This window comes from Streptosporangium sp. NPDC020072 (genome assembly GCF_040631445.1).
GTDB lineage: Bacteria > Actinomycetota > Actinomycetes > Streptosporangiales > Streptosporangiaceae > Streptosporangium.
Genome location: NZ_JBEYAB010000004.1, coordinates 434,993 through 458,759, shown reverse-complemented (window position 1 = coordinate 458,759; position 23,767 = coordinate 434,993). Strand labels below are relative to the sequence as shown.

General features: G+C 69.2%; 22 protein-coding genes and 1 CRISPR repeat array. Of the genes, 12 read left to right on the top strand and 10 right to left on the bottom strand.

The features are described 5' to 3' along the window. Positions 1–293: 293 nt before the first annotated feature. Complete coding sequence (locus ABZ470_RS11755; RefSeq protein ID WP_362911291.1) at positions 294–668, bottom strand: hypothetical protein; 375 nt, start codon at positions 666–668, stop codon at positions 294–296. Positions 669–903: 235 nt separating this feature from the next. Between ABZ470_RS11755 and ABZ470_RS11750 the strand changes: the two genes are divergently transcribed. The 5 genes from ABZ470_RS11750 to ABZ470_RS11730 all read left to right on the top strand — a co-directional run bounded on the left by ABZ470_RS11750 (position 904) and on the right by ABZ470_RS11730 (position 4,326). After that, positions 904–1,041: a hypothetical protein gene (locus ABZ470_RS11750; protein WP_362911290.1), complete on the top strand. Its 138-nt coding sequence runs from the start codon at positions 904–906 to the stop codon at positions 1,039–1,041. A 144-nt stretch (positions 1,042–1,185) separates the two neighbouring features. Then, positions 1,186–1,539 carry a hypothetical protein gene (locus ABZ470_RS11745; protein WP_352013946.1) on the top strand — a complete coding sequence of 118 codons (354 nt, stop codon included), beginning with the start codon at positions 1,186–1,188 and terminating at the stop codon, positions 1,537–1,539. A 267-nt stretch (positions 1,540–1,806) separates the two neighbouring features. Next, the gene (locus ABZ470_RS11740) at positions 1,807–2,010 is read left to right on the top strand and encodes a DUF397 domain-containing protein (protein WP_362911289.1); all 204 of its coding nucleotides are present in this window, start codon (positions 1,807–1,809) and stop codon (positions 2,008–2,010) included. Between the two features lie 159 nt (positions 2,011–2,169). After that, a CRISPR array of direct repeats spans positions 2,170–2,391; the repeat unit is 29 nt; unit sequence GTCCCTCATCACCCTGAAGGGTTCGCAAC. Between the two features lie 173 nt (positions 2,392–2,564). After that, entirely contained in the window at positions 2,565–2,747 is a 183-nt protein-coding gene (locus ABZ470_RS11735) for a hypothetical protein (RefSeq protein WP_362911288.1), read from the top strand. 130 nt (positions 2,748–2,877) lie between these two features. Next, entirely contained in the window at positions 2,878–4,326 is a 1,449-nt protein-coding gene (locus ABZ470_RS11730) for an endo-1,4-beta-xylanase (RefSeq protein ID WP_362911287.1), read from the top strand. A 94-nt stretch (positions 4,327–4,420) separates the two neighbouring features. Here ABZ470_RS11730 and ABZ470_RS11725 read toward each other — a convergent pair whose 3' ends face one another. The 4 genes from ABZ470_RS11725 to ABZ470_RS11710 form a co-directional block, all read right to left on the bottom strand. Beyond that, on the bottom strand, positions 4,421–4,876 hold the full coding sequence (locus tag ABZ470_RS11725; protein ID WP_362911286.1) for a VOC family protein: 456 nt from the start codon (positions 4,874–4,876) through the stop codon (positions 4,421–4,423). Between the two features lie 292 nt (positions 4,877–5,168). Then, the gene (locus ABZ470_RS11720) at positions 5,169–5,975 is read right to left on the bottom strand and encodes an alpha/beta hydrolase (protein WP_362911285.1); all 807 of its coding nucleotides are present in this window, start codon (positions 5,973–5,975) and stop codon (positions 5,169–5,171) included. A gap of 144 nt (positions 5,976–6,119) precedes the next feature. Next, a complete protein-coding gene (locus ABZ470_RS11715; protein ID WP_362911284.1) occupies positions 6,120–7,835 on the bottom strand; it encodes an ABC transporter ATP-binding protein in 1,716 nt (571 codons plus the stop codon). Next, a complete protein-coding gene (locus ABZ470_RS11710) occupies positions 7,832–9,595 on the bottom strand; it encodes an ABC transporter ATP-binding protein (RefSeq protein WP_362911283.1) in 1,764 nt (587 codons plus the stop codon). Before ABZ470_RS11710 ends, ABZ470_RS11715 begins: the two co-directional genes overlap by 4 nt. A 917-nt stretch (positions 9,596–10,512) precedes the next feature. Here ABZ470_RS11710 and ABZ470_RS11705 point away from each other — a divergent pair. The 3 genes from ABZ470_RS11705 (at position 10,513) to ABZ470_RS11695 (ending at position 14,828) form a co-directional block, all read left to right on the top strand. Then, complete coding sequence (locus ABZ470_RS11705) at positions 10,513–12,615, top strand: ATP-dependent DNA helicase (RefSeq protein ID WP_362911282.1); 2,103 nt, start codon at positions 10,513–10,515, stop codon at positions 12,613–12,615. Between the two features lie 301 nt (positions 12,616–12,916). Then, on the top strand, positions 12,917–13,489 hold the full coding sequence (locus tag ABZ470_RS11700) for a TetR/AcrR family transcriptional regulator (protein ID WP_362911281.1): 573 nt from the start codon (positions 12,917–12,919) through the stop codon (positions 13,487–13,489). A gap of 28 nt (positions 13,490–13,517) precedes the next feature. Beyond that, on the top strand, positions 13,518–14,828 hold the full coding sequence (locus ABZ470_RS11695) for an NAD(P)/FAD-dependent oxidoreductase (protein ID WP_362911280.1): 1,311 nt from the start codon (positions 13,518–13,520) through the stop codon (positions 14,826–14,828). 209 nt (positions 14,829–15,037) lie between these two features. On the opposite strand, the gene ABZ470_RS11690 is transcribed toward ABZ470_RS11695, so the two are convergent. Continuing rightward, a complete protein-coding gene (locus ABZ470_RS11690) occupies positions 15,038–15,982 on the bottom strand; it encodes an alpha/beta hydrolase (RefSeq protein WP_362911279.1) in 945 nt (314 codons plus the stop codon). 147 nt (positions 15,983–16,129) lie between these two features. On the opposite strand from ABZ470_RS11690, the gene ABZ470_RS11685 reads away from it, so the two are divergent. Together ABZ470_RS11685 and ABZ470_RS11680 are read left to right on the top strand one after the other, a co-directional pair. After that, on the top strand, positions 16,130–17,077 hold the full coding sequence (locus ABZ470_RS11685; RefSeq protein ID WP_362911278.1) for a WYL domain-containing protein: 948 nt from the start codon (positions 16,130–16,132) through the stop codon (positions 17,075–17,077). A gap of 194 nt (positions 17,078–17,271) precedes the next feature. Next, a complete protein-coding gene (locus ABZ470_RS11680) occupies positions 17,272–17,688 on the top strand; it encodes a ribonuclease domain-containing protein (RefSeq protein ID WP_362911277.1) in 417 nt (138 codons plus the stop codon). Positions 17,689–17,860: 172 nt separating this feature from the next. Here ABZ470_RS11680 and ABZ470_RS11675 read toward each other — a convergent pair whose 3' ends face one another. The 3 genes from ABZ470_RS11675 to ABZ470_RS11665 all read right to left on the bottom strand — a co-directional run bounded on the left by ABZ470_RS11675 (position 17,861) and on the right by ABZ470_RS11665 (position 20,153). After that, positions 17,861–18,178: a hypothetical protein gene (locus tag ABZ470_RS11675; RefSeq protein WP_362911276.1), complete on the bottom strand. Its 318-nt coding sequence runs from the start codon at positions 18,176–18,178 to the stop codon at positions 17,861–17,863. A gap of 197 nt (positions 18,179–18,375) precedes the next feature. After that, a complete protein-coding gene (locus tag ABZ470_RS11670; protein ID WP_362911275.1) occupies positions 18,376–19,485 on the bottom strand; it encodes a serine hydrolase domain-containing protein in 1,110 nt (369 codons plus the stop codon). A gap of 140 nt (positions 19,486–19,625) precedes the next feature. Further along, complete coding sequence (locus tag ABZ470_RS11665) at positions 19,626–20,153, bottom strand: hypothetical protein (RefSeq protein WP_362911274.1); 528 nt, start codon at positions 20,151–20,153, stop codon at positions 19,626–19,628. A 258-nt stretch (positions 20,154–20,411) separates the two neighbouring features. Here ABZ470_RS11665 and ABZ470_RS11660 point away from each other — a divergent pair, with 258 nt between their 5' ends. Further along, positions 20,412–21,680, top strand: a complete 1,269-nt coding sequence (locus ABZ470_RS11660; RefSeq protein WP_362784599.1) for an MFS transporter — start codon at positions 20,412–20,414, stop codon at positions 21,678–21,680. A gap of 97 nt (positions 21,681–21,777) precedes the next feature. After that, positions 21,778–22,461: a TetR family transcriptional regulator gene (locus ABZ470_RS11655; RefSeq protein WP_352013962.1), complete on the top strand. Its 684-nt coding sequence runs from the start codon at positions 21,778–21,780 to the stop codon at positions 22,459–22,461. Here the strand turns inward: ABZ470_RS11655 and ABZ470_RS11650 are convergent. Continuing rightward, a complete protein-coding gene (locus ABZ470_RS11650) occupies positions 22,413–23,702 on the bottom strand; it encodes a cytochrome P450 (RefSeq protein ID WP_362911273.1) in 1,290 nt (429 codons plus the stop codon). The genes ABZ470_RS11655 and ABZ470_RS11650 overlap by 49 nt on opposite strands. Positions 23,703–23,767: the final 65 nt, after the last annotated feature.

The following is a 23,767-nucleotide window of genomic DNA, read 5'->3' as shown; positions in this document are numbered from 1 at the left end:
CGATCGGGCGCGTTTACCGGTTGCCCAGCCCCTGCCGCACCAGCGCGAGGTAGTGCCTCCCGTCCAAGGGCTTCTCGGGCTCCTGCGGCCTTGCCGTACGCCCACATTCACCTGTTCGCCTGTGGACAACGGTGTCGTGAGTTCTACGCTCGGGTGAGACCGGGTCCAGACGAAAGCCTTGGATGTCAACACGACGCAGGGCTACCTGTCCTCAATGGTCACCCGACTCGCATAGATGAAGATCATGGACTCCACGGTTTCGGGGATCACCCAGGCCGCGAACCCCGAGGTGATCAAACGCCAGGGTGCGAGCGCCGAAAACCATGACCTTCAGAACCGCCTCGCCGCTGTTTCCAGACGATCCGATCCAGCGCCTCCGCCAGTTCGGCGGCAGAGGTGACCTGGACGCCTTCATGCTCTATCGACTGGTCATCCCAGTCAACGCGTGTCACGTCCAATATGCCGCCCCGGAAGACCGCGATCACACACTCGATCGAAGCCCGCTCCAGCTGAAGGATGTAGACGGGATCCATGCCGAGGGCGTCGAACGGACCCTTCACGGTAAGGGCGATCCCGTCAGCGGCCAGAGCATCGGATCGATCGCGCCGCCATCGCTCCACCGCTGCGACGGTCGGCTCGTTCTCGTCGCAAGAGTGCGGATTGTCCATAGTCCGCGATTCTTACAGCGTCCGGGCAACCGCCTCCGCGATGAGCGCCAAGAGCACGTCCGTCGCCACCGGTCTGCTGATGGGTAGGAGCCCGGTCGGCCCGGGGAACCGGGGACACCAATCGGCGCCTTCGGCGCCTGACCACTTTCACTCCCAAGGACCCTGGCACCATTCACAGGCCGGGGTCTTGTCCGTACGGCGGGAATCAGGTTCCCCGAGAAGGCGGGGAGCAGCCATGTCCCCTGGCCTGTCCAACGCCGAGTTCCGCAAGAGCAGCCTCAGCGGCACCCACGACAACCGCGTTGAGGTGGCCACCAACCTCCCGGCCTGGTCACCGTCCGTGACAGCAAAAACCCCTCCGGCCCCGCCCTGATGTGATCCGGGCAAGAGCCACGTCAACGAACGGGGGACGGTCACCTGCGCCTGGACGAGATGCTCGCAGGCAAAGATCTTGGGCTGTACGTCCATGACGGGCGGGCGTTAGCCTCTGTGTATGTCTGGGAGTCGGCTTGGTCGGTTGAGTCTCCGCGCTGATGCGCTCTATTGCCTGCTCGTCGGGGTGGTGATCGCTTCGACCGCGCCCCTGACCGCACCTGCGGTGAGGCTGCCGGCACTTGTCGTCGGCGGCATCGGTGTGGCCGTCGTGCTGTGGTCCGGTGTCGTGTGGCGGCTCAGTCTCCGTCCTTCGATGGGGAGCCTTCGCCTGGTGCTTCTGGCGAACCTGCTTGCGGCATGCGTGCTCGCCGTCGCGTCTGCGACGGCGGCGAGTGTGCTTGTCCTGCTCACTCTTGCAACGGTCGCGGCAGATGTCGCCGGTTTCGCAGGCAGTCAGATCGTTGCACTCAAACGACTGGCCCACGAACCGTCCTGACGAGTCGGCATGTCCGCCGCCAGGTGCTCATCGTTCCAAGGCGCTCTGCCGAACATGCCTCGCAAGCACCTGGCCTCCGTCCGGCCCCTGTGCGGGGAGGCGGACGTCGCAGGGGATCGCGAATCCACAGGTCTTGACAGTTTCTCGTTCACAACGTTCCCCAACCGAATCGGCGCCTTCGATGCCCAACCTCTCGGCCTCGTTGTGCCCGTACGGCATCGAGAGGTTGCATGGGGGGCGACCGCCTATCCGAAGGCGAGAAACCCCATGTCCCCTGACCTGTCCAGCGCCGAGTTCCGCAAGAGCAGCCTCAGCGGCACCCACGACAACTGCGTAGAGGTCGCCACCAACCTCCCCGGCCTGGTCGCCGTCCGCGACAGCAAAAACCCCTTCGGCCCCGCCCTGACCTTCGGCGCTTCCGAATGGAACGCCTTCATAGGCGACATAAAACTCGGAACGTTCGACTACTGACCGGCGAGCCCGTCATCATGGACAGAGCCCCACGCCCCGAGGCCGTACCCAAAGATGATCAACGCTCTGACCTGCACCTCTGCACTACCGCCGGACTGCTGCAGAAACAGCCCACCTCACCCCTGCGCAGCCCCACCTGACCTGGGACTTTACCCTCGGGTCCCTCATCACCCTGAAGGGTTCGCAACATGACGGCCCAGATTTCGGGCGGGTCATCTCGTACGTCCCTCATCACCCTGAAGGGTTCGCAACGCATCCCGAGCCCAGGGGACATCACGGTCGACACGAAGTCCCTCATCACCCTGAAGGGTTCGCAACAGATCGAAACCAATAACGTCCTCTCTTGGCAGTGGTCCCTCATCACCCTGAAGGGCTCGCAGCGTTTCCCCAACCAATCGGAGCCTTCAATGCCCAACCCCATGGCTTCGCTGTGCCGTACGGCGCCGAGAGACCACATGGGTTGTGACCGACTCTCACGGTGAGGACCAAGGCCGCGCAGCCGAAAACGTGGAACCCCGTGCAGGCGGGCGGCGTTCAACTGATCATGACGAGCGATGGGAAGTCGGCCGGTCGATTCCGGCGTCCGCCTGCGGGAAGCCTTCGGCCTGCGCCTGACGGGTGACCACCGGCTCCGGCCTCGTCTGCGGCCCCCGCCCGGCACCGGCTACCGGGGCGCGCACGGCACCGCGATGGCCTCCGACGCGCTGGCCATCGCGCCACACGCCGCGCTCTGTTGATCAGTATCGTCCGGGACGGCTGCGACCCCAGAAGGGACAAGCACCACGAGGCCGTGAAGAAGCCGGCCGAGACCGGCGCCCAGCCTCAAACCACGAGCCTCCGGCTTGTGATCCGACTGCGAAAGAAGAGATGAAACTACCCCTCTTGTCCCTGGCCGGTATGAGCGCCGTTCTGCTTGGCGTGATGGCGACGGTCGCCATCCCCGCCTCCGCCGCCGCCGAGGAGACCCTGCGCACCGTGGCGGCGGCCCGGAACCTGCGCGTCGGGGCGGCCGTCAACGACCGTGCCCTGGAGACCGACAACGGTTACCGCGACAAGCTCAAATACGAGTTCAACAGCGTGACCCCCGAGAACGCCATGAAATGGGGGAACGTGGAGCCCGAACCCGGCGTGCACACCTGGGCCAAGGCGGACGCCGTCGTCTCCTTCGCCCAGGAGAACAACCAGATGGTCCGCGGTCACACCCTCGTCTGGCACGGCGGTCTGCCCACCTGGGTCAGCGACGGCTCACTCAGCGACCAGGAACTGCGCGCCGCGCTCCAGCGGCACGTCGAGACCACCGTCAAGCGTTACGCCGGACGGGTCGCCGTGTGGGACGTCGTCAACGAGGTCCTCGCGGAGGACGGCACCCTCAGGCAGTCCATCTGGCTCAGGCGACTGGGTCCCGGCTACATCGCCGACGCCTTCCGGTGGGCCAGGGCCGCCGACCCCTCCGCCAAGCTCTACATCAACGACTACAACGCCGAGTGGAACAACCCCAAGCGCGTCGGTCTCTACAACCTGGTACGCGACCTGCGGGCGCAGGGCGTGCCGATCGACGGCGTCGGCTTCCAGACCCACGCCATGATCAAGGAGTCGGCGTCGGAGCCGCTCCCGCTGACGCAGCTCAGGAGCACTCTGCAGTTGTTCGCCGGGCTGGGCGTCGACGTGGCCGTCACCGAGCTGGACGTCCGGCTCAAGCTGCCGGTGGACGAGAGCAGGCTGGCCGCCCAGGGCGAGGTCTACCGCCGGGCCGCCGAGGCGTGCCTCGCCGTCGCCCGCTGTGTGTCCCTGACCATGTGGAGTCTCACCGACAGGTACTCATGGGTGCCGTCCTCGGTTCCCGGCTGGGGTGCGGCCCACCCTCTGGACGAGAATCTGGCCAAGAAACCCGCCTACCTCCGGCTACGGTCCGGGCTGAAGGACCGGGACTTCACCTCGAACGCCGTCGCGAGCCATTCCGGCAGGTGCCTGTCCCTCTCCGGCACGCAGGCCGTCCAGGCGGTGTGCGGGAAGGACCAGCGGCTGCTGTTCCACCGCGTGGCGACGAAGACCTACCAGATCACCGACCCGACCGGATATTGGTGCCTCACAGCGGGGTCCCAGAACACCCTGACCCGCACCCCGTGCCCGTCCTCCGGCGACGACCAGCGGTTCGAGGTGCGTCCTTCGGGGGACGGGCAGCAGCTCGTGTCCCTACGCAGCTCCAGGTGCGTCGTGGTCAGGGACCGGAGCACCGCCGCGGGAGCCGTACTCGAACAGGCGCCGTGCTCGGGCACCCCGGTCTGGGAGCTGACCGACATGCCGGGACACCCGTAGGCCCGAAAGAGCCCCGGTTCTCGGCGCCGGGCGCGGGTGGACCGCGCGAGTCGTCCGTGAACGAGCGGCGGTGACCGGCACCGCCGCGACGACCTCAGACGATGTCGAACTCGTTGCCCTCGGGGTCCCGCATGGCGGCTGCGTAGAGCCCCATGTCCGGCTCGTCCTTGATGCGCAGCACGGTGGCACCGGCTTCGACCAGGCGTTCCACCGTGGCCCTGACCCGCCCCGCACGGACGTCCAACGGAACGTCACGGCCCCCGCCGACTTTCAGGTCGAAGTGCCAACGGTTCTTGGCGGTCTTCGGCTCCGGAACCTGCTGGAACCACACCCTCGGTCCACGTCCCTCGGGGTCGATGATCGACTCCGGAACGTCCCCGGCACCGGCCGGCAACTCCGCCTCGGGCACCCCCATCGCCGCCCAGTAGGCACGCCAGGTGGCGTGCCCACCTGGCGGAGGCTCAGGCACGTAACCCAGGGCCTCGGCCCAGAAGGTCACCATCCTCTGGGGATCGGAGCAGTCGATCGTCAGTTGCAGCGTCATGTCCATGCGCGGGAGCATCCCAGACCGGTCCGACAGACGATCAACGCCCTGACCTGACCGGCGCCGAGCCCCGCGCCCACAACAACCGCGTCGAGGTCGCCACCGACCTCCCCTGCCTGGTCGCCGTCCGCGACGGCAAGCACCCCCGCCCTGACCTTCAGCGCCTCCGAATGGAAGGCGTGGAACCCCGTGAAGGTGGACGGCCCGGCCGTTGACCTATCCGCATGTCGAGCGGGTCAACGAGCACGCGGGCACCTCGGCGACACTGCACGCGCTCCGCCATACCGCGGCCTACCCATCAGGCCGTTGCCGTGAAGCGCAGCAGCAGTTCGCTGGTCGTCTCGGGCGCTTCCACCATGGGGAGGTGCCCGACGCCGGGCAGCAGCTCGACCCGTGCGTTCGGCACCGCGTCGTACCGTTGCGCCGAGGACGGCTCCCAGCGGGGGTCCGCAGCACCGAAGATCACCTGTACGGGGACCCCGAGAGCGGCCAGACGCTCGGGCACGCTCCGTTCGGCGATGTAGGCGGTGTTCTGGCGCAGCACCGTCCTCATCACGCGGTAGGTGATGCCCCGTACGTCGGCGACCACGTCGTCCGGGAGGTCCACCGGGCGAACGGCCATCGCGCTGATCCCCTTGCGGATCATCGCATCCGAACGCCTCGGCCAGATGAGCGGGCCCAACGGCGGGGCCAGCAGCACCCGAAGAACGAACGGCTGCCGGAGGAGCGCATCCGGACTCGGACCGCTACTGATCAACGAAAGCGAACCGACGAGGTCGGGACGTTGCTCGGCGAGCGCGGTGGCGACGTAGCCGCCGCTGGAGTGCCCGACCACGGCGACATGACGAAGCCCATGGTCGTCCAGCAACGCCGCCACCTGGCCCGCCTGCGCGGGCACGTCGTACGACGGCGCGGGCGGGGACTGGCCGCAACCCGGCAGGTCGACCCGGATGACATGATGGTGGCCGCCCAGCGCCGGGACCACCGGGCCCCAGAAACCGCCCGACGCCCCCGACCCGTGGATGAGCAGCAACGGCGGTGCCTGCCGCGGGCCGTCATGGACCACGTGCATCCCATGCGAGTGCTCAATGTCGTATTGACTCATGGGGAGACTGTGCACGGGCAGCCGACCGCCGGTCTTGGACAAATGTTCCCGCGGAGTCGAAACCCGGGCGGCCGTCACCATGACGGCTGTACCAAGGCCCCAAGGCCCCAAGGCCCCAAGGCCGGAACACGGGCCCGGCGGGGCTCATTCCTGCGCGGCGGGAGCCATGGAGATGTTCCAGAAGCCGGCGTAGCGGCCACCGCGGTCGAGCAGTTCGTCGTGGCTGCCTTCCTCCACGATCCGGCCGCCGTCCAGAAAGACGATGCGGTCGGCGCGCCGGACGGTCCGCATCCGATGCGCCACCATCACCACCGTCCGGCCCGCCATCAGGCGCTGGATGCCTTCGTGGACGGCCGCCTCGTTGACCGGGTCCAGCGCCGAGGTCACCTCGTCCAGCAGCACGATGGGTGCGTTCTTCAGCAACGCCCGCGCGATCGAGACACGCTGGCGCTCACCACCTGACAGCAGTGCGCCGCCCTCGCCGACGTTCGCCGCCCATCCGCCGTCCAGTCGCTCGATCACCTCGTCCAGCCGTGCTGCGGTCGCCGCCGCCCGCACCTCGGCGACGCCCGCGTCGGGACGGCCCAGGCGCACGTTCTCCTCGATCGTGCCGTCGAAGAGATAGACGTCCTGGAAGACAACGGCGATGCGCGCCATCAACGCCTCGGTGCTGATCTCGCGCACGTCCACGCCTCCCACGCGCACCGCGCCGGCGTCCACGTCGTAGAAGCGCGCCAGCAGCTGCAGCAACGTGCTCTTGCCCGCGCCGGACGGCCCGACGACCGCGAGCCGCTGTCCCTCGGGGACGGTGAGCGACACCTCGTCGAACACCGTGAGCTCGCCGTGCCGGAAGGCGACGGCGTCGAACTCCAGGCCGTGGTGCGTCGGCTGGATCGGCTCACGGGGTTCCCGCAGCGGCTCGGTGCGCAGCAACGCCTCAAGTCTGGCCAGCTCCGAACGCGCGCCGCGGAGTTTGCCGCCAATGTCCGACAGCGACAGCAGCGGGTCGGCGCAGCGGGCGGCCAGCACCAGGATCGCCAGGATGTCCGCCGCGCCGATGTTCCCGCCGAGCGCGAGGTAGGCGCCCAGGACCAGTAGCCCGGTGAAGATCGCCTGCACGGTGAGCGTCAGCCCCACGGCACTGGGCAGTGTCGCCAGCACGGTACGGCGGGAGGCGCGCTGGGCGTCCAGCAGCGAGTCGTCGAGCAGCTGGAAGCGTTCGCCGGTCCGGCCGCCGGCCCGCAGTACCGGCTGGGCTTGGAGGAATTCGATGACGCGCCCGCCGGCCTCCTGGTCGCGTTCGTGACGCTCGGCGTCAGCGGCGGCCGTCGCGCGTGCCGTCCAGGCCTGGATCGCCGCCACGACGGGTACGGCGAGCAACGCGGCCAGCCCCATCCGCCAGTTGAAGGCGGTCATCACGGCCACGATGGTCAGGGGTGTGACCAGGGCGGAGATGAACGGCGCCAGCAGATGCGCGGCCACGCCCATGGCCTGCAGGAGGCCGCGACCCGCCAGGGCGGACACCTCACCGATTCGAGCGGCGTTGTACCAGCCGAGGGGGAGGCGGGCCAGATGCCGGCCGAGCCGGTGATACATGCCGTGCAACATGGTGGTCCCGACCCGCATGCCGGACAAGTCGCTGATGTAGCGCAGCACGGCGTAGAGGGCGACCGCGGCCCCGAACGCGACCAGCCAGGGCACGGCGTTCGCGGGCGTGCCGCCGAGCAGCGCCCGCAGCACCGGGACCAGCAGCGCGTAGGACAGGCCTTCGACCACCGCGGTGATCGTCATCAGGATCACGGTTCGGCTCATCGCCCGGGCGTACTCGTCTCCGAGCACGCGCAACAGCATTCGGATCATCGGGGCTCGTCTCCTCGCAGTACGCCACCGTGGGTTTCGAACTCGGCGGATTGGTGGGATCGCCAGAACGCTGCGAACCTTCCGCCTCGTGCCAGCAGGTCGGCGGGTCTGCCGCGTTCGGCGATCGCTCCGTCCTCCAGCACCACGACGGTGTCGGCGTCGGCGATCGTCTCCAGCCGGTGGGCGATGACGACGATCGTCCGGTCGCCGCTCAGCGTCGCCAGGGCCCGACGGACCGCCTGTTCGGTCTGCGGGTCGGCGAAGGAGGTCGCTTCGTCCAGCACCAGAACGGGCGTGTCGGCCAGCAGCGCGCGGGCGATCGAGATCCGCTGCGCCTCGCCTCCGGACAGCTTGGTCTCTTCACCGAGCACCGTGTCGTATCCGCGCGGCAGTTGGAGGATGCGGTCATGGATGCCGGCCAGCCGGGCGGCGCGGATCACGTCGTCGCGGCCTGCCCGCGGCACCGCCAGCGCGATGTTGTCAGCGACCGAGACACGCAGCAGACGGACGTCCTGGAAAACGAAGGACACCTGCCGATACAGCTCCCGGCTGCCGATCTCACGCAGATCGACGCCGCCAAGCAGGACCGAGCCGTGAGTGGGATCGAAGAACCGCGGCAACAGCTGAACCAGTGTGGACTTCCCGCTTCCCGACCGTCCGACGATCGCGGTGACCGTCCCCGGCTCCAGCACCAGGTCGATGCCGCGCAGCACCTCGTGACCTGCCCCACCATCGACCTCGTAGGCGAAGCGGACGTCACGCAGTTCCACCCGGTGCCCCTGCGGCGGACGCGGGTGAATGGGCTCGGGCAGTGGCCGGACCGCGAGCACGTCTTTGATCCGGCCGACCGCACGACCGGCGGCCTGCAGGTCGTCGAAGCCGTGCCCGAGCGCCGCCACCGGAGCGGTCAGTCCCAGCCCGAGCAGCAGGAACGGCAGCAGATCCGCTGGAGCCAGGCCGCCGGAGGTGATCAGTGCCGTGCCGCCGACCAGCACGACCAGCAGCACGAACGGCGGCGACAGCGCCAGCTGCATCCCGGCGGCGATCACGGACATGCCGCGCACCCAGCGGGAGAAGATGCTGACGAAGTCGTCGGCGGCCGTCAGGAACGCGCGGTGGGCGCGCTCGCCTCCGCCGAACGCCTTGACCACCGAGATGCCTTGCACGAACTCGACGACGGAACTGACGATCCGCCCCATGGCCGCGTCGTAGGCCTCCTGCTCGCGCGTCCTGGCGGGCAGCATCAGCAGCGGAACCAGCGCTGTCGCCATCACCACAGGGATCAGCGTGATCAGCGTGAGCCGCCAGTCGACGGTGAACAGGTAGACCAGCGACGCCAGCGGCACCACGAACGCGGCGACGAGTTCGCCGGGAGCGTGGGCGATGAACGGGTGCACGGCGCTCACGTCCTCGCCCACCACCTTGGCCAGCTCGCCGGTGCGGCGCCGGGAGAACCAGCCGATCGGGACGCGTCCCAGCGACGCGGCCAGCTGTCGGCGAAACGTCAGTTGCACCCGGCTGTCGAGAACATGTCCGATTCCCGACGATGCGGCGGTGCACAGCAGCCGGATGAGCAGGCCGGCCGCACCCGCGATCACCACGGTCCAGACGTGAACGTGGTCGATCGGGCCGGGCGACAGCAGGGTACGGCCCAGTTCGACGACCGCCAGCAGCGGGGCCAGACCCGCGAGCGCGCCGATGACCTGCAGGATCACCACGGCCGCGAAACTCCGCAAATGAGGGCGCAACAGCCGTGTCATGCTCTGTCCCGCCGCAGAATCGGCATCCGGTTGCTCGATCGTCTGAGCGAGGTCGGTGGTGATGGTCATCGTTCTCCGGTCTTCGTCGATCTCGTCACGACCCGGTCCGTGGCCGAGCCGACGGTGAATGAAAGGGCAGGGTGCGAGCGGGCCGGCTTGGGCTTACAGGCTCCGGACCGCATCTCCAGGCGGCTGCCTCGCGGCAGGGCGACGGCCGTTGGAAGGCCATCAGCCGTCGGCCGTCCCAGCCGGAGTCCGTGAGTCTTCTCCTCGCGTTGGTCTCGCCGACTTGGCGCAAGCCGATGGAGGACTCATCGGGGAGGACGAGTGCGGGGGCACGTGGGTGCCGTCCTGGCACACGTAGACGTCTCCGTCGTCCAGGGCCGGGATCGAACCCCCCGGGGTGCCGTCAGGAATGGCCATGGGCCCACTGTCGCCGCTGGTGCGCGTCGGCGGATTGGACAAATGTTCCTCTAGCCGCGACTTGGGAGCGTCTTCGGCTGCGACATGAGGTCACAACCGAACGTGTCCCCAGTCACCACGTAACCGATCGCAGGTCCTCAGTCGTTGCCGGTCACTCCGATTCCGGGGACGTCGTGGGGGTGGAGGTCCTTGGTTCACTCGTAAGTACTCGCGGAGAACCAGCTCGCAGCCCAGCTGTCTGGCCGGCTGCCGACCGGCGTGCAGGATCGGGTCCGGGTCGAGGCGCGGGCCGGGTTCGTGACGCGTCGTCCGGCTCGCTCGTCGGGAGGTGTGTCGTCGCGAGCGGTTGCGCGACAAGCGCGTTCATGCCTTGGCGCGGTGTCGCGCGTTCCTCGTAAAGGCTGGTCAGAAGGCCAAATTCCGCCGGGAAAGTCAAATTTGTCTTTGACGAACTCGCCCCCCAAGATGGACGCCCGACGAGGGGAGCACCGGTGGTGGACACGGTCGCCGGCAAGGTGGGGCAGATCGCGGACGAGCAGCGTTCGATCGAGGTGATGTACGCGCGTCTTGACGCGGAGGAGGCCGAGAGCGTCGCGGCGCGGGAGAAGGTGATGGCCGCTCCGGTCGAGGGCCCGGAAGGTCATCAGGCGAGAGACGCGGAAGTCTCACGGCTGGCCGGGGTCATCGGTCGGCTCCGGTTGGCTGAGCGGTCTCTGTGCTTCGGGCGCATCGACGGTTCAGAAGGCGGCGCGTCCTTGCACGTCGGCCGCATCGGACTGCGTTCCGAGTCGGGCGAGATACTGCTGGTGGACTGGCGGGCCGAGGCCGCGCGGCCCTTCTACGCGGCCACGATGGCCTCACCGCTGGGGTTGCGTCGTCGTCGTCACCTGCGTGTCGAGGATCGCCGGGTCGTCGACGTCACCGACGAGATCCTTGACGGGACCGACCCGACCGCCGAGGACGTCGTCGGCGACGGCCCTCTCGTTTCGGCGTTGAGCGGGGCGCGGACGGGGCGTATGCGCGAGGCCGCCTCGACCCTGCAGCGGGAGCAGGACGAGATCGTCAGGTCCGAGCATCGCGGGATCACGGTCGTCGACGGCGGCCCAGGAACGGGCAAGACCATCGTCGCCCTGCATCGGGCGGCGTACGTGCTGTACGCGTTTCCCGCGATCGCGGAGCGCGGTGTGCTCGTCTTCGGCCCGAACAGACGCTTCCTGGCCTACATCTCCAACGTGCTGCCATCGCTCGGTGAGAACGACGTCGAGTTGGCCACGGCGCCTGATCTCGTGGGGGTCGAGGCGACGAGAACCGAGCCGGAGGCGATCGCCCGCGTCAAGGGACGCGCGCGCTTCGCCGAGGCACTCGCGCGGCGGGTCCGGGCGCGAGAGCCGTACGGCGTGCCCCTGCCGCTCACCACGGCACACGGCAGCGTCACCTTGGACTCCACGCGTGTCGACGCCGCCCGACGCGGCGCCCTGCAGGGCGGTATCGGTCACAACCGCGCGAGGGAACTGTTCCTTGAGTACATCGTCGACGAACTCGTGAACGAACTGGAGCAGCAGACCGCGAAAGAGATCGCGGACTTCGAGGACGAGCTCAGGGAACTCAGCGGAATCGACCTCGATCGCATGTTCGCGCACCGCCCGGGAGATCCTGAACCGGAGGAGGACGGGCTCGACATCGACTGGGACCGCATCCGGGACGACCTCCTCGGCGACGCCGACATCGACCGGATGGTCGACACGGTCTGGCCCCGCCTTCGCGCGGAGGACGTCCTGCGCGGCCTGCTCTCTGATCCCGGTGCGCTCGCCCACGCGTTCGCCGAGCTCACCGAAGAAGACATCGACTCGATCGTCGAGGGAGTAAGGGCGGGGTGGAGCAGCGCGGACCTCCCGTTGCTGGACGAGGCGCGAGCGCTCGTCGACGGGCCCCCGGAAAGGGTCTACGGGCACATCGTCGTCGATGAGGCGCAGCAGCTCTCCGAGATGCGGTGGCGGATGCTCATGCGTCGCTGCCCGAACCGTTCGATGACCATCGTGGGTGACCTCGCCCAGACGGGGTCGACGACCACCGTCACGAGCTGGGAGGACGCGCTGGAGCCGTTCGTCGCGGACCGGTACGTCCATCACACGCTCACGGTCAACTACCGCACGACCGCCGAGATCCTGGAGGCGACCAGGCCCCTGCTCGCCCGAATCGCCCCCGCGCAGCGCCTCTCCCGCTCCATCCGCCACGGCGAACCCCCGGCCTCCGTCACGGTCGCCGAGGCCGACGTCGGCACCGGCGTCGGCGACCTCCTCGCCCGGCTTCGGGAGGACCACCCCGAAGAACTCGTCGGCGTCGTCGTCTCGTCTCGGCGCGCGATGGAGGTCGAACCGGGATCCCTCGGAGGCGACGCCACGGTCGTGGCCGCGCCCGACGCGCGGGGCCTGGAGTTCGACACGGTGATCATCGTCGACCCGGACGAGATCGAGGGGGCGAGCGAGGCCGGCCTCCGGGACCTCTACGTGGCGCAGACCCGGGCGACCAAGCGCCTCATCACGCTCACGATCGATCGCACTGTCACCCCCACCGGAGCGGCGGCGCCCGAAGGGTGAACCGCGAAGCATGACGTCGAACGGCCGGTGCTCGGGGCCGCCCCCCAGAAAGCCGGTCAGGGCAGGTCACGAGCCACCGGCCGCAGGCGTCTCGTCGAACGTCGCCGCACCGGGCCGGGGATCACCCGGCGTGCGAGAGGGTGATCGGACGGCTGTCGCCCTGTCCGGGGAGCGTTGGTCCACGGCCGAGAACGGCTGATCCCGAAGCGCCGCGGGATCTCATTTCGCCGATCGTATTGACACCCCGTCGGCGCCCTTGATATTAATCCACCAAGTGGTTGGTGGATTAAAGGGGACGGACATGGCGACGACGCGACGAGGCAGACCGCCGGGCGGTCCGGAGCGTTGGAACGCGCTGGTGCAGGCGGCGTACCGATGTCTGGCCGAAGGCGGGTTCGAGCGGTTGCGGATGCGGGACGTGGCCGCCCAGGTGGGCATCGACCACTCGTCGATCCACCACCACTTCCCCACCAAGCAGGACCTGGTGATAGCGGTCGTGGACCACACCACCCGGCAGTTCTGGTCGACCACGCCACCGGAAGGAAGCGCCGTCGAGCGGCTGCGGGGCCACCTGGCCACACTCCGCCAGAAGATCGCCGACCAGCCCGAGCTCCACATCGTCCTGCGTGAGCTGGATCTGCGGGCCCGGCGCGACCCCGAGCTACGGGAGATCATCGCCGGCAGGGAGGAGGGCTGGCGGAACTCACTGCGCACTCTGCTGACCGACGCCGCCGCTGCCGGAGCACTGGCCCCGGGCGTCGATCCGGCGACGGGGGCGGAGCTGGTCATCGCCACCGTCAAGGGAGCGAGCCTGGCCTCCGACCACGCCGACGACGTCCTCGAACTCCTCGAACGGTTACTGATCCGTACCTGACCCCGGTTCGCTCTCAGGAGGAGCATCCATGTCCACACGTACGCTCCGGGTCGTCATCGTCGGCGGCGGCATCGGTGGCCTGTGCCTGGCCCAGGGCCTGCACGCCGCCGGGATCGACGTGGCGGTCTTCGAGCGCGACGCCGCGCCCGACGCCCGGTTACAGGGATACCGGCTCAACATCGAACCGGTCGGCAGCCGGGCGCTGCACGACTGCCTTCCTCCACACCTCTGGCAGATCCTGGTGGCCACCGCCGGTGATCCCGGACCCGGCATGGGGGTGTTCACCGAGCGGATGCGGCTGCTGATGCGGGAGGACGCCCCGCCCGCGGGGCTCGACCCGTCCGAGCGGACGCACGCGGTCAGCCGGATCACGTTGCGGCGGCTGCTGCTCGCCGGTCTGGATGACGTCGTCCACTTCGGCAAGGAGTTCACCGGCTACCGGCAGAACCCCGACGGCACCGTCACCGCCCTTTTCGCCGACGGCACCTCGGTCACCGGCGACCTGCTGGTCGGCGCGGACGGTGCCAACTCGCGCGTGCGGCGGCAACTGTTGCCGCACGCGCGGCGGTCCTCCGTACCCGGCGTCGGGATCGGCGGCAAACTCCGGCTCGAAGACGGAGCGGCGTGGCTGCCCGAGGAGGTGACCAGCGCCAAGAACATGTTCCTGCCGAAACGGGACTTCCTGTTCACTGCGGTGTTCCGCCGCCGGGAGACGGACGAGGCCGTCGTCGAGCGTGTCGGTGACCGGATGCGGGCCGTGGGCCTGGACCCGGATCTCCTCGTCCAGGACGCCGGGGACGACGACTACGTCATGTGGGCCTACGTCGCCCATCGGCGCGTGTCGCCCACGGATCCGTCCGGCACCCAGGAGAGCGGGCGCGGGCAACGGCTGCGCGAGGTGGTCGCGTCCCGCCTGACGGACTGGCACCCCGGCCTGCGCGAGCTGATCACCCGGACGCCCGCGGACACCGTCGAGCGGTTCGACTTCGCCGCCGCCGAACGGGTGAGGCCGTGGACGACCACGAACGTGACGGTGCTGGGCGACGCCGTCCACTCCATGCCGCCGGTCGGCGGCCTCGGCGGCAACGCCGCGCTGTACGACGCCAACGTGCTGCGCCGCACGTTGGTCGCGGTCGACCGGGGCGAACTCGACCTGCTGCCCGCCCTCGCCGAGTACGAGCGCGCGATGTTGAGGAACGGCTTCGCCGCCGTGCGGGCCGCCACCATGTACCTGCGCCTGGCCACCCTGCCCAGCCGTACGGTCCGGACCGTCGCACGGACGTTCTTCCGGCTGTGCGGTGCGATCTCCCCGCTGCGCCGCGCGATCTTCTCGGACTGACCGTTCACCGAGCGTTCCAGCCGACCGGTCGGTGTCCGGGCCGTGGCACCGCCCGCCGCGCGTCGGTCAGGTCGTGCCGCCCCGAGGTCCCCGGTCTCGTTCCTCCTGGTCGTCGAACGGCCTACCGGAGACCTCGCCCTCCGTCCATGGCCGGCACATGCTTCTGCGGGCCGTCGGGCGACCGGCTCACAGCGCTCCTGGAACACGCGTCAGGTGGCGTCCCGCCGGCCCAGCCACTCCAGGATCACCTGGTTTGTTTCCTCCGGCTTCTCCTGCTGGATCCAGTGACCGCAATCCAGGCTGACCGTTTCCGCGTTGGGTACGAAATCCGTCAGTCTTTCGGACTTCGCGACCACGTCCCGGTCACCGTAGATCATCAGTGTGGGCTGTTGGATGATCGGGTCCACGTCCGCCAGCAGGTGCCAGTTGCGGTCAAGGTTCCTGTACCAGTTCATACCTCCTGTGAACCCTGTCGACTCGAAGGCGGAGACGAAAACGGCCAGTTCGCCGTCGCTCATCACGGGCTCACCGAGTGGCTTCTCCGCTCTGGCGAGATCGATCAACGCCATACCCGGCCGAGGCTCTCTTGGAGGCTCGTTCTTCCGGTAGATGTTGCGGAGGAACCGAAAGGTGTTCTCTTCGAACACGGCGTCTGCGACACCCGGCCGCCGGTTGAAGTGGACGAAGTAGAAGTCGCCGCCGAACGCCTCTTCCATGGACTCGATCCAGGGCCTCTCCCCGCGCTCCAGGTAGGGCAGGCTCAGGTTGATCACCGTGTTCACCCGGTTCGGGTGCAGCAGGGTCAGTCCCCAGACGACGGCCGCCCCCCAATCATGGCCGACGAAGGTGGCGTCTTCGTATCCGTAGTGATCGAGAAGTGCGATGAGATCACCTGACAGGTGTGCGATGTCGTATTCCGTCACTTCGGCCGGACGGGATGAATTTCCGTAACCCCGCTGGTTCGGGACGATGACGTGGTAACCCGCCGCGGCGAGGGCGGGCATCTGATGGCGCCAGGAGAAGGCGTGCTCCGGCCAGCCGTGACAGAGCACGATGGGTTTCCCCGCATTTTGTCGTCCTGCTTCGAAGACCTCAATTTCCACACCGTTTACCGAAACAAGAGTGGGCTTGGGAAAATCGACTGGATCGAACACTGCGTTTCCTCTTCGTCTTTTCTGAGTGATCAGGGGACGAAGGTGCCCGAAGAGCACCTCCGAAAGGCCGAGGGCCGATGTCGGTGACCATCCTGCCGACCGAAACCGGTCACCTCGTGACCGGTTTCCTGTGAAAGTGTTGTCGGCGTGCGAACCGATCGGCTGGTGGCCGTCCTTCTCCTGCTGCAGCGGCGCGAGCAGGTGACGGCGGCGGAGGTCGCCCGGGAGCTGGAGGTCTCCGAGCGCACCGCCCGCCGCGACCTCGACGCCCTGGCCATGGCCGGGGTGCCCGTTTACTCCATGCAGGGCCGAGGCGGCGGCTGGCGCCTCGTGGGCGGCGCCCGCACCGACCTGTCCGGGTTGACCGCGGGTGAGGCCCGCGCCCTGTTCCTGGTCGCCGGCCAGGCCTCGGCCGCGACGCCGGCCGTGAAGGCGGCCCTGCGCAAGCTCGTCCACGCCCTGCCGGAGCCCTTCCGGGCGCAGGCCGAGGCGGCGGCGTCGTCGTTGGTCATGGACCCGCAACGATGGGGGTCGAGTCGGATCGAGCACCGACCACCTCGCTTCCTCGACGAGCTCCAGGACGCGGTGATCCGCGGCGTCCAGGTGCGGCTCGGCTACGTCGACGGCAAAGGCGCCGAAACCGTGAGAACCGTCCACCCGCTGGGCATCGTCGCCAAAGGCCCGTCGTGGTACCTCGTCTCCGGCACCGAGGCCGGTCGGCGGACCTTCAGGATCGACCGTGTGTCGTCCGTCGGCCCGACCGACGATCCCGTGCACCGGCCTGAGGACTTCGACCTCGCCGAGAGCTGGCGCGAGATCGCCGACAAGATCGACCGTGGGCGAACGCCCCTCGAAATCCAGGCGGTGTGCGTGCCCCACGGGATAGGCCTGCTCCGGATGGCGTTCGGCGGTCGGCTCGAAGTGGGAGGTTCCACGCCGGACGGCCGCATCGAGGTCGTGATCCGCGGCTACGACGAGTACACGCTCGCCGGCGAGCTCTCCGGGCTGGTCGAATGGCTGGAGGTGACCGGCCCGCCAGGTGTGCGAGGCCACCTGGCCTCGATCGGCAACGCGCTCGTCGAGCGATACGGCTGAGACCGGCACACGCGCTGTTCGAGAATCCGCCGAACGACATCCTCTTGATCACGATGCGCCGACGGTATGCGATCAAACCGTCATGACCTTCGCGCCACTTCCGCGTATCCGGAACACGCCTGAACCATTACGGTAAGTAGCCGAATACATCCATGAGGTGATGATGGTAGGGATGTCGCCTAGAAAGGCCCCCCATGCGTACTTCTCCTACCCGGCTCCTCGTGGCGTTGGCCACCGCGATCACCCTGCTGACCGGCCTGACCGGGGCGCTCTCCCCCGCCGCCGCGCACACCTCACCCGCGGCGGTCTATCCCAACTGCGCCATCCCCGGCTGTGCCTCCGCCCGCGACGCGAACACGATCTGGGGCACCCAACTGCACTACCCCGCCGCCCGTAGATGGTTCCCCTGGCCCAACGGCCAGTCGAACTTCAGCGGCGGCGTCTTCGGCAACCGCGAGCACCAACTCCCGGCCGGGGGTGACTACGCCGAATACGACGTCTTCCCCCGCCGCCAGGGCAGCCCCCGCGACGCCCACCGGATCGTCCTCGACCGAAACACCGGCACCGTCTGGTACTCCCCCGACCACTACAGGAACTTCCACCAGCTCTGATCACGGCCCTCCGGCGACAGCGCCACCGGCGTCGCGTCGCCGGATTCCGGTCGTTCCGCCGACGAGGCCGCACCCGGACGACCGAACGCCTGTCAGCGGTCACGCCTTTCCGCACTCGTTCGACCGCTCGGGGGCTTCCCGCCACACCACGGCAAGCCCCGCCCCGATGCCGTCAGCTCTCGAATATCACGCTCGCGTACCGGACCCGCACGGCGGAACCACCCGGGACGACCCTCGCGACAGCCGTTCCACGGCAACCCCTGCCGGTGTACAGCACCGCGACACGGTCGGTGTTGTTCTCGGCGCCGACCGCGTCACCGAGGTCGTAGCACTGACGGTCGTTCGGGTCGGTCAAGGTACGCGAGATGCCGCGGGAGCTGTACTCGAAGGTCCCGGTCGCGGCGGAGGCGAGGCCGGGGGCGGCCACGATGAGCGCGGCCCCGACGGCCAGAGCGCCCGTGGCCGTGGCCGTGGACATCACACGTCGCACAACAATCACTCCTTGTGTTCGATTCATAACAAAGAGTAATTCAAGGAAAGGCGGCGCGAAAGCGCGCGTGGCGGCGACGGCCGCGGGGGACCGCCAGGCAATGAACCGACCGTTCCGCGTCGCCCGCCGGTGAGCATCGCGGCGGGCGAACGGGATCGGCGGCCGGTGAGGACGAAGCCCTCACCGTGAGCCACGGTCTAGGGGCACAGCGCGGAGGTCAGCAGGGTCATGGCCGCCTGGTGAGGGTCGCCGGAGAACGGGGTCATCGACACCGTGACCTGTCGCGAGCCGTCGGCCGAGTTGAACGCCACCGTGAGGTAGCCCGGGGCGCCGCCGCCGTGGCCGAACGCGGTGCCGCAGGGAAGAGGCGCCATCTCCAGCCCCAGCCCGTACCCCTCGGTCGTGCCGGGATCCTTCATCTCCTTCAGCAGACCGGGACGGAGCAGCTTGCCCTGGAACAGGGCGCGGTAGAACCGGTTGATGTCCTCGGTGGTGGAGACGATCTCACCCGCCGCACCGGCCATCGTGGGATTGAACCGTGTGACGTCGACGGGGACGACCTGGCCACCCCTGGTGACCGGCGCGTACGCGTGGGCGTGCGGGCCGTACACCTCCGGGGAGGCTCCCGGCACGCGGGTGTCACGCAGGCCGAGCGGTCGCAGGATCCGCTCCCTGATCTCTGTCGCGTACGGCCTGCCGGTGACCTTCTCGATCAGCATGCCGAGCACGATGTAGTTGGTGTTGGAGTACTTGTAGTCAGACCCGGGTGGGAAGTCGCGCGGGAGCTTCTCCGCTTTCTCCACCAGTTCGCGTGCCGACCAGGTGCGGTAGCGCTCCTTGGGGATGCCCGCCTCGTCCATCATGTCCGTCGAGTACTCGGGAAGGCCGCTGGTGTGCTGGAGGAGGTGCCTGATCGTGATGTCGGCGCCCTTGTCCACGAGCCCCGGCAGCCACTTCTCCACACTGTCGGACAGGCGCAGCCTTCCCTCTCCCACCAGTTGGAGCACCACGGTCGCCGTGAACGACTTGGTCACGCTCCCGGCCCGGAAGCGCCCGTTCACCGGGGCCGGCTGGGCGTTGTTCATCCTCGCCTTGCCGCTTGCGGCTCGCCAGGTCCTGTCCCCGTCGCGAACCTCGGCGATCGCGGCGACCGCACCGCCTGCGACGATCTTGTCCAGCATCGCCTGCAGACCCGGCCGACCGCTCGGGCTCGCGTCCGCCGCCGCGGGGGCGGTCACGGCGGGCGTCGCCAGCAACGACACGGTCAGGCACGCCACGACGGCCGTGCCGGTGCGTCTTCCCTTCACGGTGTTCCTCCGATTCACGGAGTCCGGCTCTCGGCCTCCGTCATATCAAGATCCGACGTGGGAGGGCGGTAGGGCATCGGAGTTGTCCCCTACGGAAACCCTGGTTCCACACGACGGTCTCCGACTTGGGAGGGACGCCGTCAGGCGGGGTCCCCTGTGGTGAGCCGGACGGACCACTCGCGTTCGGCGACGGCGAGGCCGCCCTCCAGTGTCTCGACGAGCGCCGTCCGGCTCACCGAAACCACCGTCGGCTCATGCCGGGCCTCGGTGCCCCAGGCGGGACCGCCTCCGTCACGGACCCGGCAGGCGAGGTGCACCCGGTCCCCGTCGGGGAACGCGAACGCCGTCACCTCGTCGGTGCACTCGCCCCATTCCAGGAACACACACCGTGCGAGTGCCGCCTCGGCGTCGGTACCGGCGTCGCCGTACAGCCCGTTCTCGGCGATGAGGAAGGACTCGGACGGCGAGGTGAACCCCACCGGTCGTGCGGCCGGCGTGTGGAAGCGGCCGAGTTCGTCCTTGAGCTTCTTGACCAGCAGCGGCGGGTAGAACGCGTTGTCCCACGTGTTCACGTGGAGCCCGCCGACGAAGACGTCGACGCACAGCAGCCCCGGGTCCCGTTCGACGTGGAACTCCAGGCCGAACCCGGCCCGCGACCCGAGCAGCATGACGGCCTCCCCGGCTCTGTCGATCCACGGCCTGGGATGGGTGTTGGTTCTCCCGAGCTGAGCTTCGGGGTGAGTCGGACAGCCCTCGGATGCGCTGACCGCCGTCATCGGAGCCGCGCGGAAACCTCGGGGGCGCCGGTTCTACACTCCCTCCCATAGTGGAACATACCGTGATGAAAACGAATAATCTCGCCGCGACCGTGGTGGCGGGCACCTCTGGGACCTTCGCCGACCAGGGCGAGGGGGACGCCTGATCCGATGAGTGACGCAACGAAGTTACCGGCCGGCTTCGGACGACTGTGGACCGCGCAGACGGTGTCCTCGCTCGGCGACGGGGTGATGCACGCCGCGCTGCCGCTGCTGGCGTTGACGCTGACCCGGGATCCGATGGTGCTGGCCGTCGTCACGGCCGCCGGGACACTGCCCTGGCTGCTGTTCGGAGTGCTCGGCGGCGCGCTGGTCGACCGCTGGGACCGTCGCCGCACGATGTGGGTCACGGACGCCGCGCGTGCGGTGCTGCTGGCCGTACCCGCCGCCGCGGCGGCGCTCGACGTGCTGAGCATCCCGCTGCTGACGGCCGTGGCGTTCCTGCTCGCCCTCGGCTCACTGTTCTTCGACACGGCCGCCACCGCGTACCTGCCGGACCTGCTCGGCCGCGACCCCGCCCAGCTTGAGCGGGCCAACGCCCGCCTGCGCGGCACCCAGACCGCGGCGTCCGGCTTCGCCGGGCCCCCCGCGGGCAGTGCTCTGCTCGCCCTCGGACGTTCGGTTCCGTTGCTCGCCGACGCGGTGTCGTTCGCGTTGTCCGCGTTGCTCGTCCGGTCGCTGCCCGCCGTACCGCGCCCTGTGGCGAGCGCCCGCGAGTCACTGCTCCGGCAGGCTCGGGCCGGGGCCTCCTACGTCTTCCGGGACCGGCTGCTGCTCGGGCTCGCGCTGCGTCCGGCGGTCGGGAACATCGCCTTCCTCGCCGTGGAGACCGTCCTGCCGCTGTTCGCCCGCGAACGTCTCGGCATCGGCGCCTTCGGCTTCGGCCTGCTCCTCACCGCCGAGGCCGCGGGCGGCCTGCTCGGCGCGGGCGTCGCCTCCTTCCTCGGAAGGCGCCTGGGCACCGGCACCGCGCTGACCTGCACCGCCACCATCGAAGGCCTCGCCATCGTGGGGCTCGCCGCGGCGCCGAACGCGTACGTGGCCGGGCTCGCGCTCGCCGTCTGCGGGGCGGGCATCGGCGCCACGATGGTCCTCGGCCCCTCGCTCCGGCAGGCCATCGTCCCGGCCCGTCTGATGGGCCGGGTCGCCTCCACCTCCCGCATGCTCTCCATGTGCGCCGCCCCGTTCGGCGCGTTCCTGGGCGGCGGGCTGGCCAACGCCTACGGCCTGCGCACCCCGCTGTACGTCGCCGCGGGTCTCCTGCTCACCATGACCGCCGTCACCGCGACCATGACCAGCAACCGCCGCGTCGAGGCCGCACTGAGCGACGCGCGCCTGGACCCCGTCGCGGAGAGCGCCGTACGAACCTCGTCCACATGACCCTTGGCCACCGCAGGACCGGCGTATGGCCATGGTCGCCCGACGGGTGACCATCTATTCTCCGGGTACGGCAGGCGCGAGCGCTGAGGTGCGGTGCATGGACGAAGGCGGCATGGGGCGGCGGGAGCGCAGGAAGCGCGCGACCCGGGCGGCGTTGAGCGAGGCGGCGCTACGGATGTGCGCCGAGCGCGGGGTGGCCAACGTCACCGCCGAGCAGGTCGCCGAGGAGGTCGGGGTCGCGCTGCGGACCTTCTTCAACTACTTCTCCTGCAAGGAGGAGGCGGTGGTCGCGGGTGACGCGGCCATCGCCGAGGCCATCGTCGCCGCCTTCCGGGGCCGCCCCGCCGCCGAGCCGGTGCTGGCGGCGCTGCGTGCGGCCGTGCTGGAGGTGGTCGACGAGGACAAGCTGCGCTTCCACGTCGAACACCTCCAGGTCCTGCGTGGTGACCCGGCGCTGCTGCCGTACCGGCTCAAGGCGTTCGCCGCGCGCGAGCGTGAACTGGCCGCCGCGGTCTCGGAGCGGACGGGGGTCGGGGACGAGGACCTGTATCCGGGCCTGGTGGCGTCGTGCATGCTGAGCGCGCTGCGGGTGGCGACCCAGCGCTGGCTGAGCGAGCCGGGCCCGCTCAGCTCGCTCATCGACACGGTGGTGGCCCAGCTCGACGCGGGGCTGGGCGCCCCGCTCGACCGGTCCCGGGCCGACGCGAACGGCCGCCCGGAACCGGTACGGGCTCAGGCCTGGGGGGCGTCCCAGGCGACGGGCAGGGAGTGCACGCCGTAGATGAACATGTCGTCGCGCATCGGCACCTCGTCCGGACGGCAGGCCAGCCGCAGGTGCGGGAAGCGGCGCACCAGGGCGGGCAGGGCGACGCTCAGCTCCGCGCGGGCCAGCTGCTGGCCGAGGCACTGGTGGATGCCGTACCCGAAGGCCACGTGCGGGTTACGTTCGCGGGTGAGGTCGAAGGTGGTCGGGTCCTCCCAGTGGGCGGGGTCCCGGTTGGTCTCCGGAGTCGAGATCATCACCGTGTCGCCCGCCGGGACCCGCACGCCGCCCACCTCCACGTCGTCGGTGGCGACGCGGAACGGACCCATGTGGAGGATCGAGACGTAACGCAGCAGCTCCTCGACGGCCCTGTCGGCTATCTCGGTGTTGTCACGCAGCAGTTCGAGCTGGTCGGGATGTTCCAGGAGGGCGAAGGCGCCCAGGGCGATCATGTTGGCCGTGGTCTCGTGCCCGGCGGCGAGCAGCAGGTTCGCGATGCCGACCAGCTCGTCGTCGGTGAGCTCTCCGGCGTGGTCACCGTGGATCAGCCCGGAGATCAGGCCGTCGTCGGGCTGGGCACGCTTGGCGTCGACCAGCTCGCGCATGAACTCCCGCATCTCCTCGCGGACCCGCAGCACCTCCTTCACCGGTGTGTCCATGCGGATGAGGGTGGAGGTGCGGCGCTGGAAGTCCGCGCGGGCCTCGTACGGCACGCCGAGCAGCTCGCAGATCACCAGGGAGGGCACGGGCAGGGCGAACGCTCTGACCAGGTCGGCCGAGGTGCCCGCGGCCTCCATCGCGTCCAGGTGATCCTCGACGATCTCGGTGATGCGCGGGACGAGCGCGCGCATCCGGCGCAGGGTGAACTGGCCGACGACCAGCTTGCGCAGGCGGGTGTGCTGCGGTGGATCCATGGCCACGAACTGCCCGGCCATGGCGCGTGCGTCGAACAGCTTCTCGCGCATCTCCTCGGGGACGGAGATCAGGGCGTTGCGGCGGTTGAAGCGGTCGGCGCTGAAACGGGGGTCGGACATCACGAAGCGGGCCTCGTCGATGCCGGTGACCACCCACATCTTCTCTCCGGTGCCCAGCGTCACCTGGTTGACCGGCGCCCGCGCGTGCATCCTGGCCAGCGCCTGCGGCGGATCGAACGGACACTGCCTGACCTTCAGCTCGTCGGGCAACTGCACCCGCAATGTGGCCTGGTCGGCCTCGGGTGCTTTCTCGACGCGATGGATCTCGGTGGTGGAACGAGGCATCAGCGCTCCTGTGGTGGATCACAGTGGATGGTGCGTCCTGTTTTCGACCATACCCGGACTTGCAC

Bases quoted from the DNA above. Each gene is read 5' to 3' on its own strand.
- ABZ470_RS11650 (WP_362911273.1), bottom strand. From the start codon at position 23,702: ATGCCTCGTTCCACCACCGAGATCCATCGCGTCGAGAAAGCACCCGAG.
- ABZ470_RS11730 (WP_362911287.1), top strand. From the start codon at position 2,878: ATGAAACTACCCCTCTTGTCCCTGGCCGGTATGAGCGCCGTTCTGCTT.
- ABZ470_RS11655 (WP_352013962.1), top strand. From the start codon at position 21,778: ATGGACGAAGGCGGCATGGGGCGGCGGGAGCGCAGGAAGCGCGCGACC.
- ABZ470_RS11755 (WP_362911291.1), bottom strand. From the start codon at position 668: ATGGACAATCCGCACTCTTGCGACGAGAACGAGCCGACCGTCGCAGCG.
- ABZ470_RS11665 (WP_362911274.1), bottom strand. From the start codon at position 20,153: ATGCTGCTCGGGTCGCGGGCCGGGTTCGGCCTGGAGTTCCACGTCGAA.
- ABZ470_RS11715 (WP_362911284.1), bottom strand. From the start codon at position 7,835: ATGATCCGAATGCTGTTGCGCGTGCTCGGAGACGAGTACGCCCGGGCG.
- ABZ470_RS11660 (WP_362784599.1), top strand. From the start codon at position 20,412: ATGAGTGACGCAACGAAGTTACCGGCCGGCTTCGGACGACTGTGGACC.
- ABZ470_RS11750 (WP_362911290.1), top strand. From the start codon at position 904: ATGTCCCCTGGCCTGTCCAACGCCGAGTTCCGCAAGAGCAGCCTCAGC.
- ABZ470_RS11725 (WP_362911286.1), bottom strand. From the start codon at position 4,876: ATGGACATGACGCTGCAACTGACGATCGACTGCTCCGATCCCCAGAGG.
- ABZ470_RS11695 (WP_362911280.1), top strand. From the start codon at position 13,518: ATGTCCACACGTACGCTCCGGGTCGTCATCGTCGGCGGCGGCATCGGT.
- ABZ470_RS11680 (WP_362911277.1), top strand. From the start codon at position 17,272: ATGCGTACTTCTCCTACCCGGCTCCTCGTGGCGTTGGCCACCGCGATC.
- ABZ470_RS11700 (WP_362911281.1), top strand. From the start codon at position 12,917: ATGGCGACGACGCGACGAGGCAGACCGCCGGGCGGTCCGGAGCGTTGG.
- ABZ470_RS11740 (WP_362911289.1), top strand. From the start codon at position 1,807: ATGTCCCCTGACCTGTCCAGCGCCGAGTTCCGCAAGAGCAGCCTCAGC.
- ABZ470_RS11735 (WP_362911288.1), top strand. From the start codon at position 2,565: ATGGGAAGTCGGCCGGTCGATTCCGGCGTCCGCCTGCGGGAAGCCTTC.
- ABZ470_RS11710 (WP_362911283.1), bottom strand. From the start codon at position 9,595: ATGACACGGCTGTTGCGCCCTCATTTGCGGAGTTTCGCGGCCGTGGTG.
- ABZ470_RS11720 (WP_362911285.1), bottom strand. From the start codon at position 5,975: ATGAGTCAATACGACATTGAGCACTCGCATGGGATGCACGTGGTCCAT.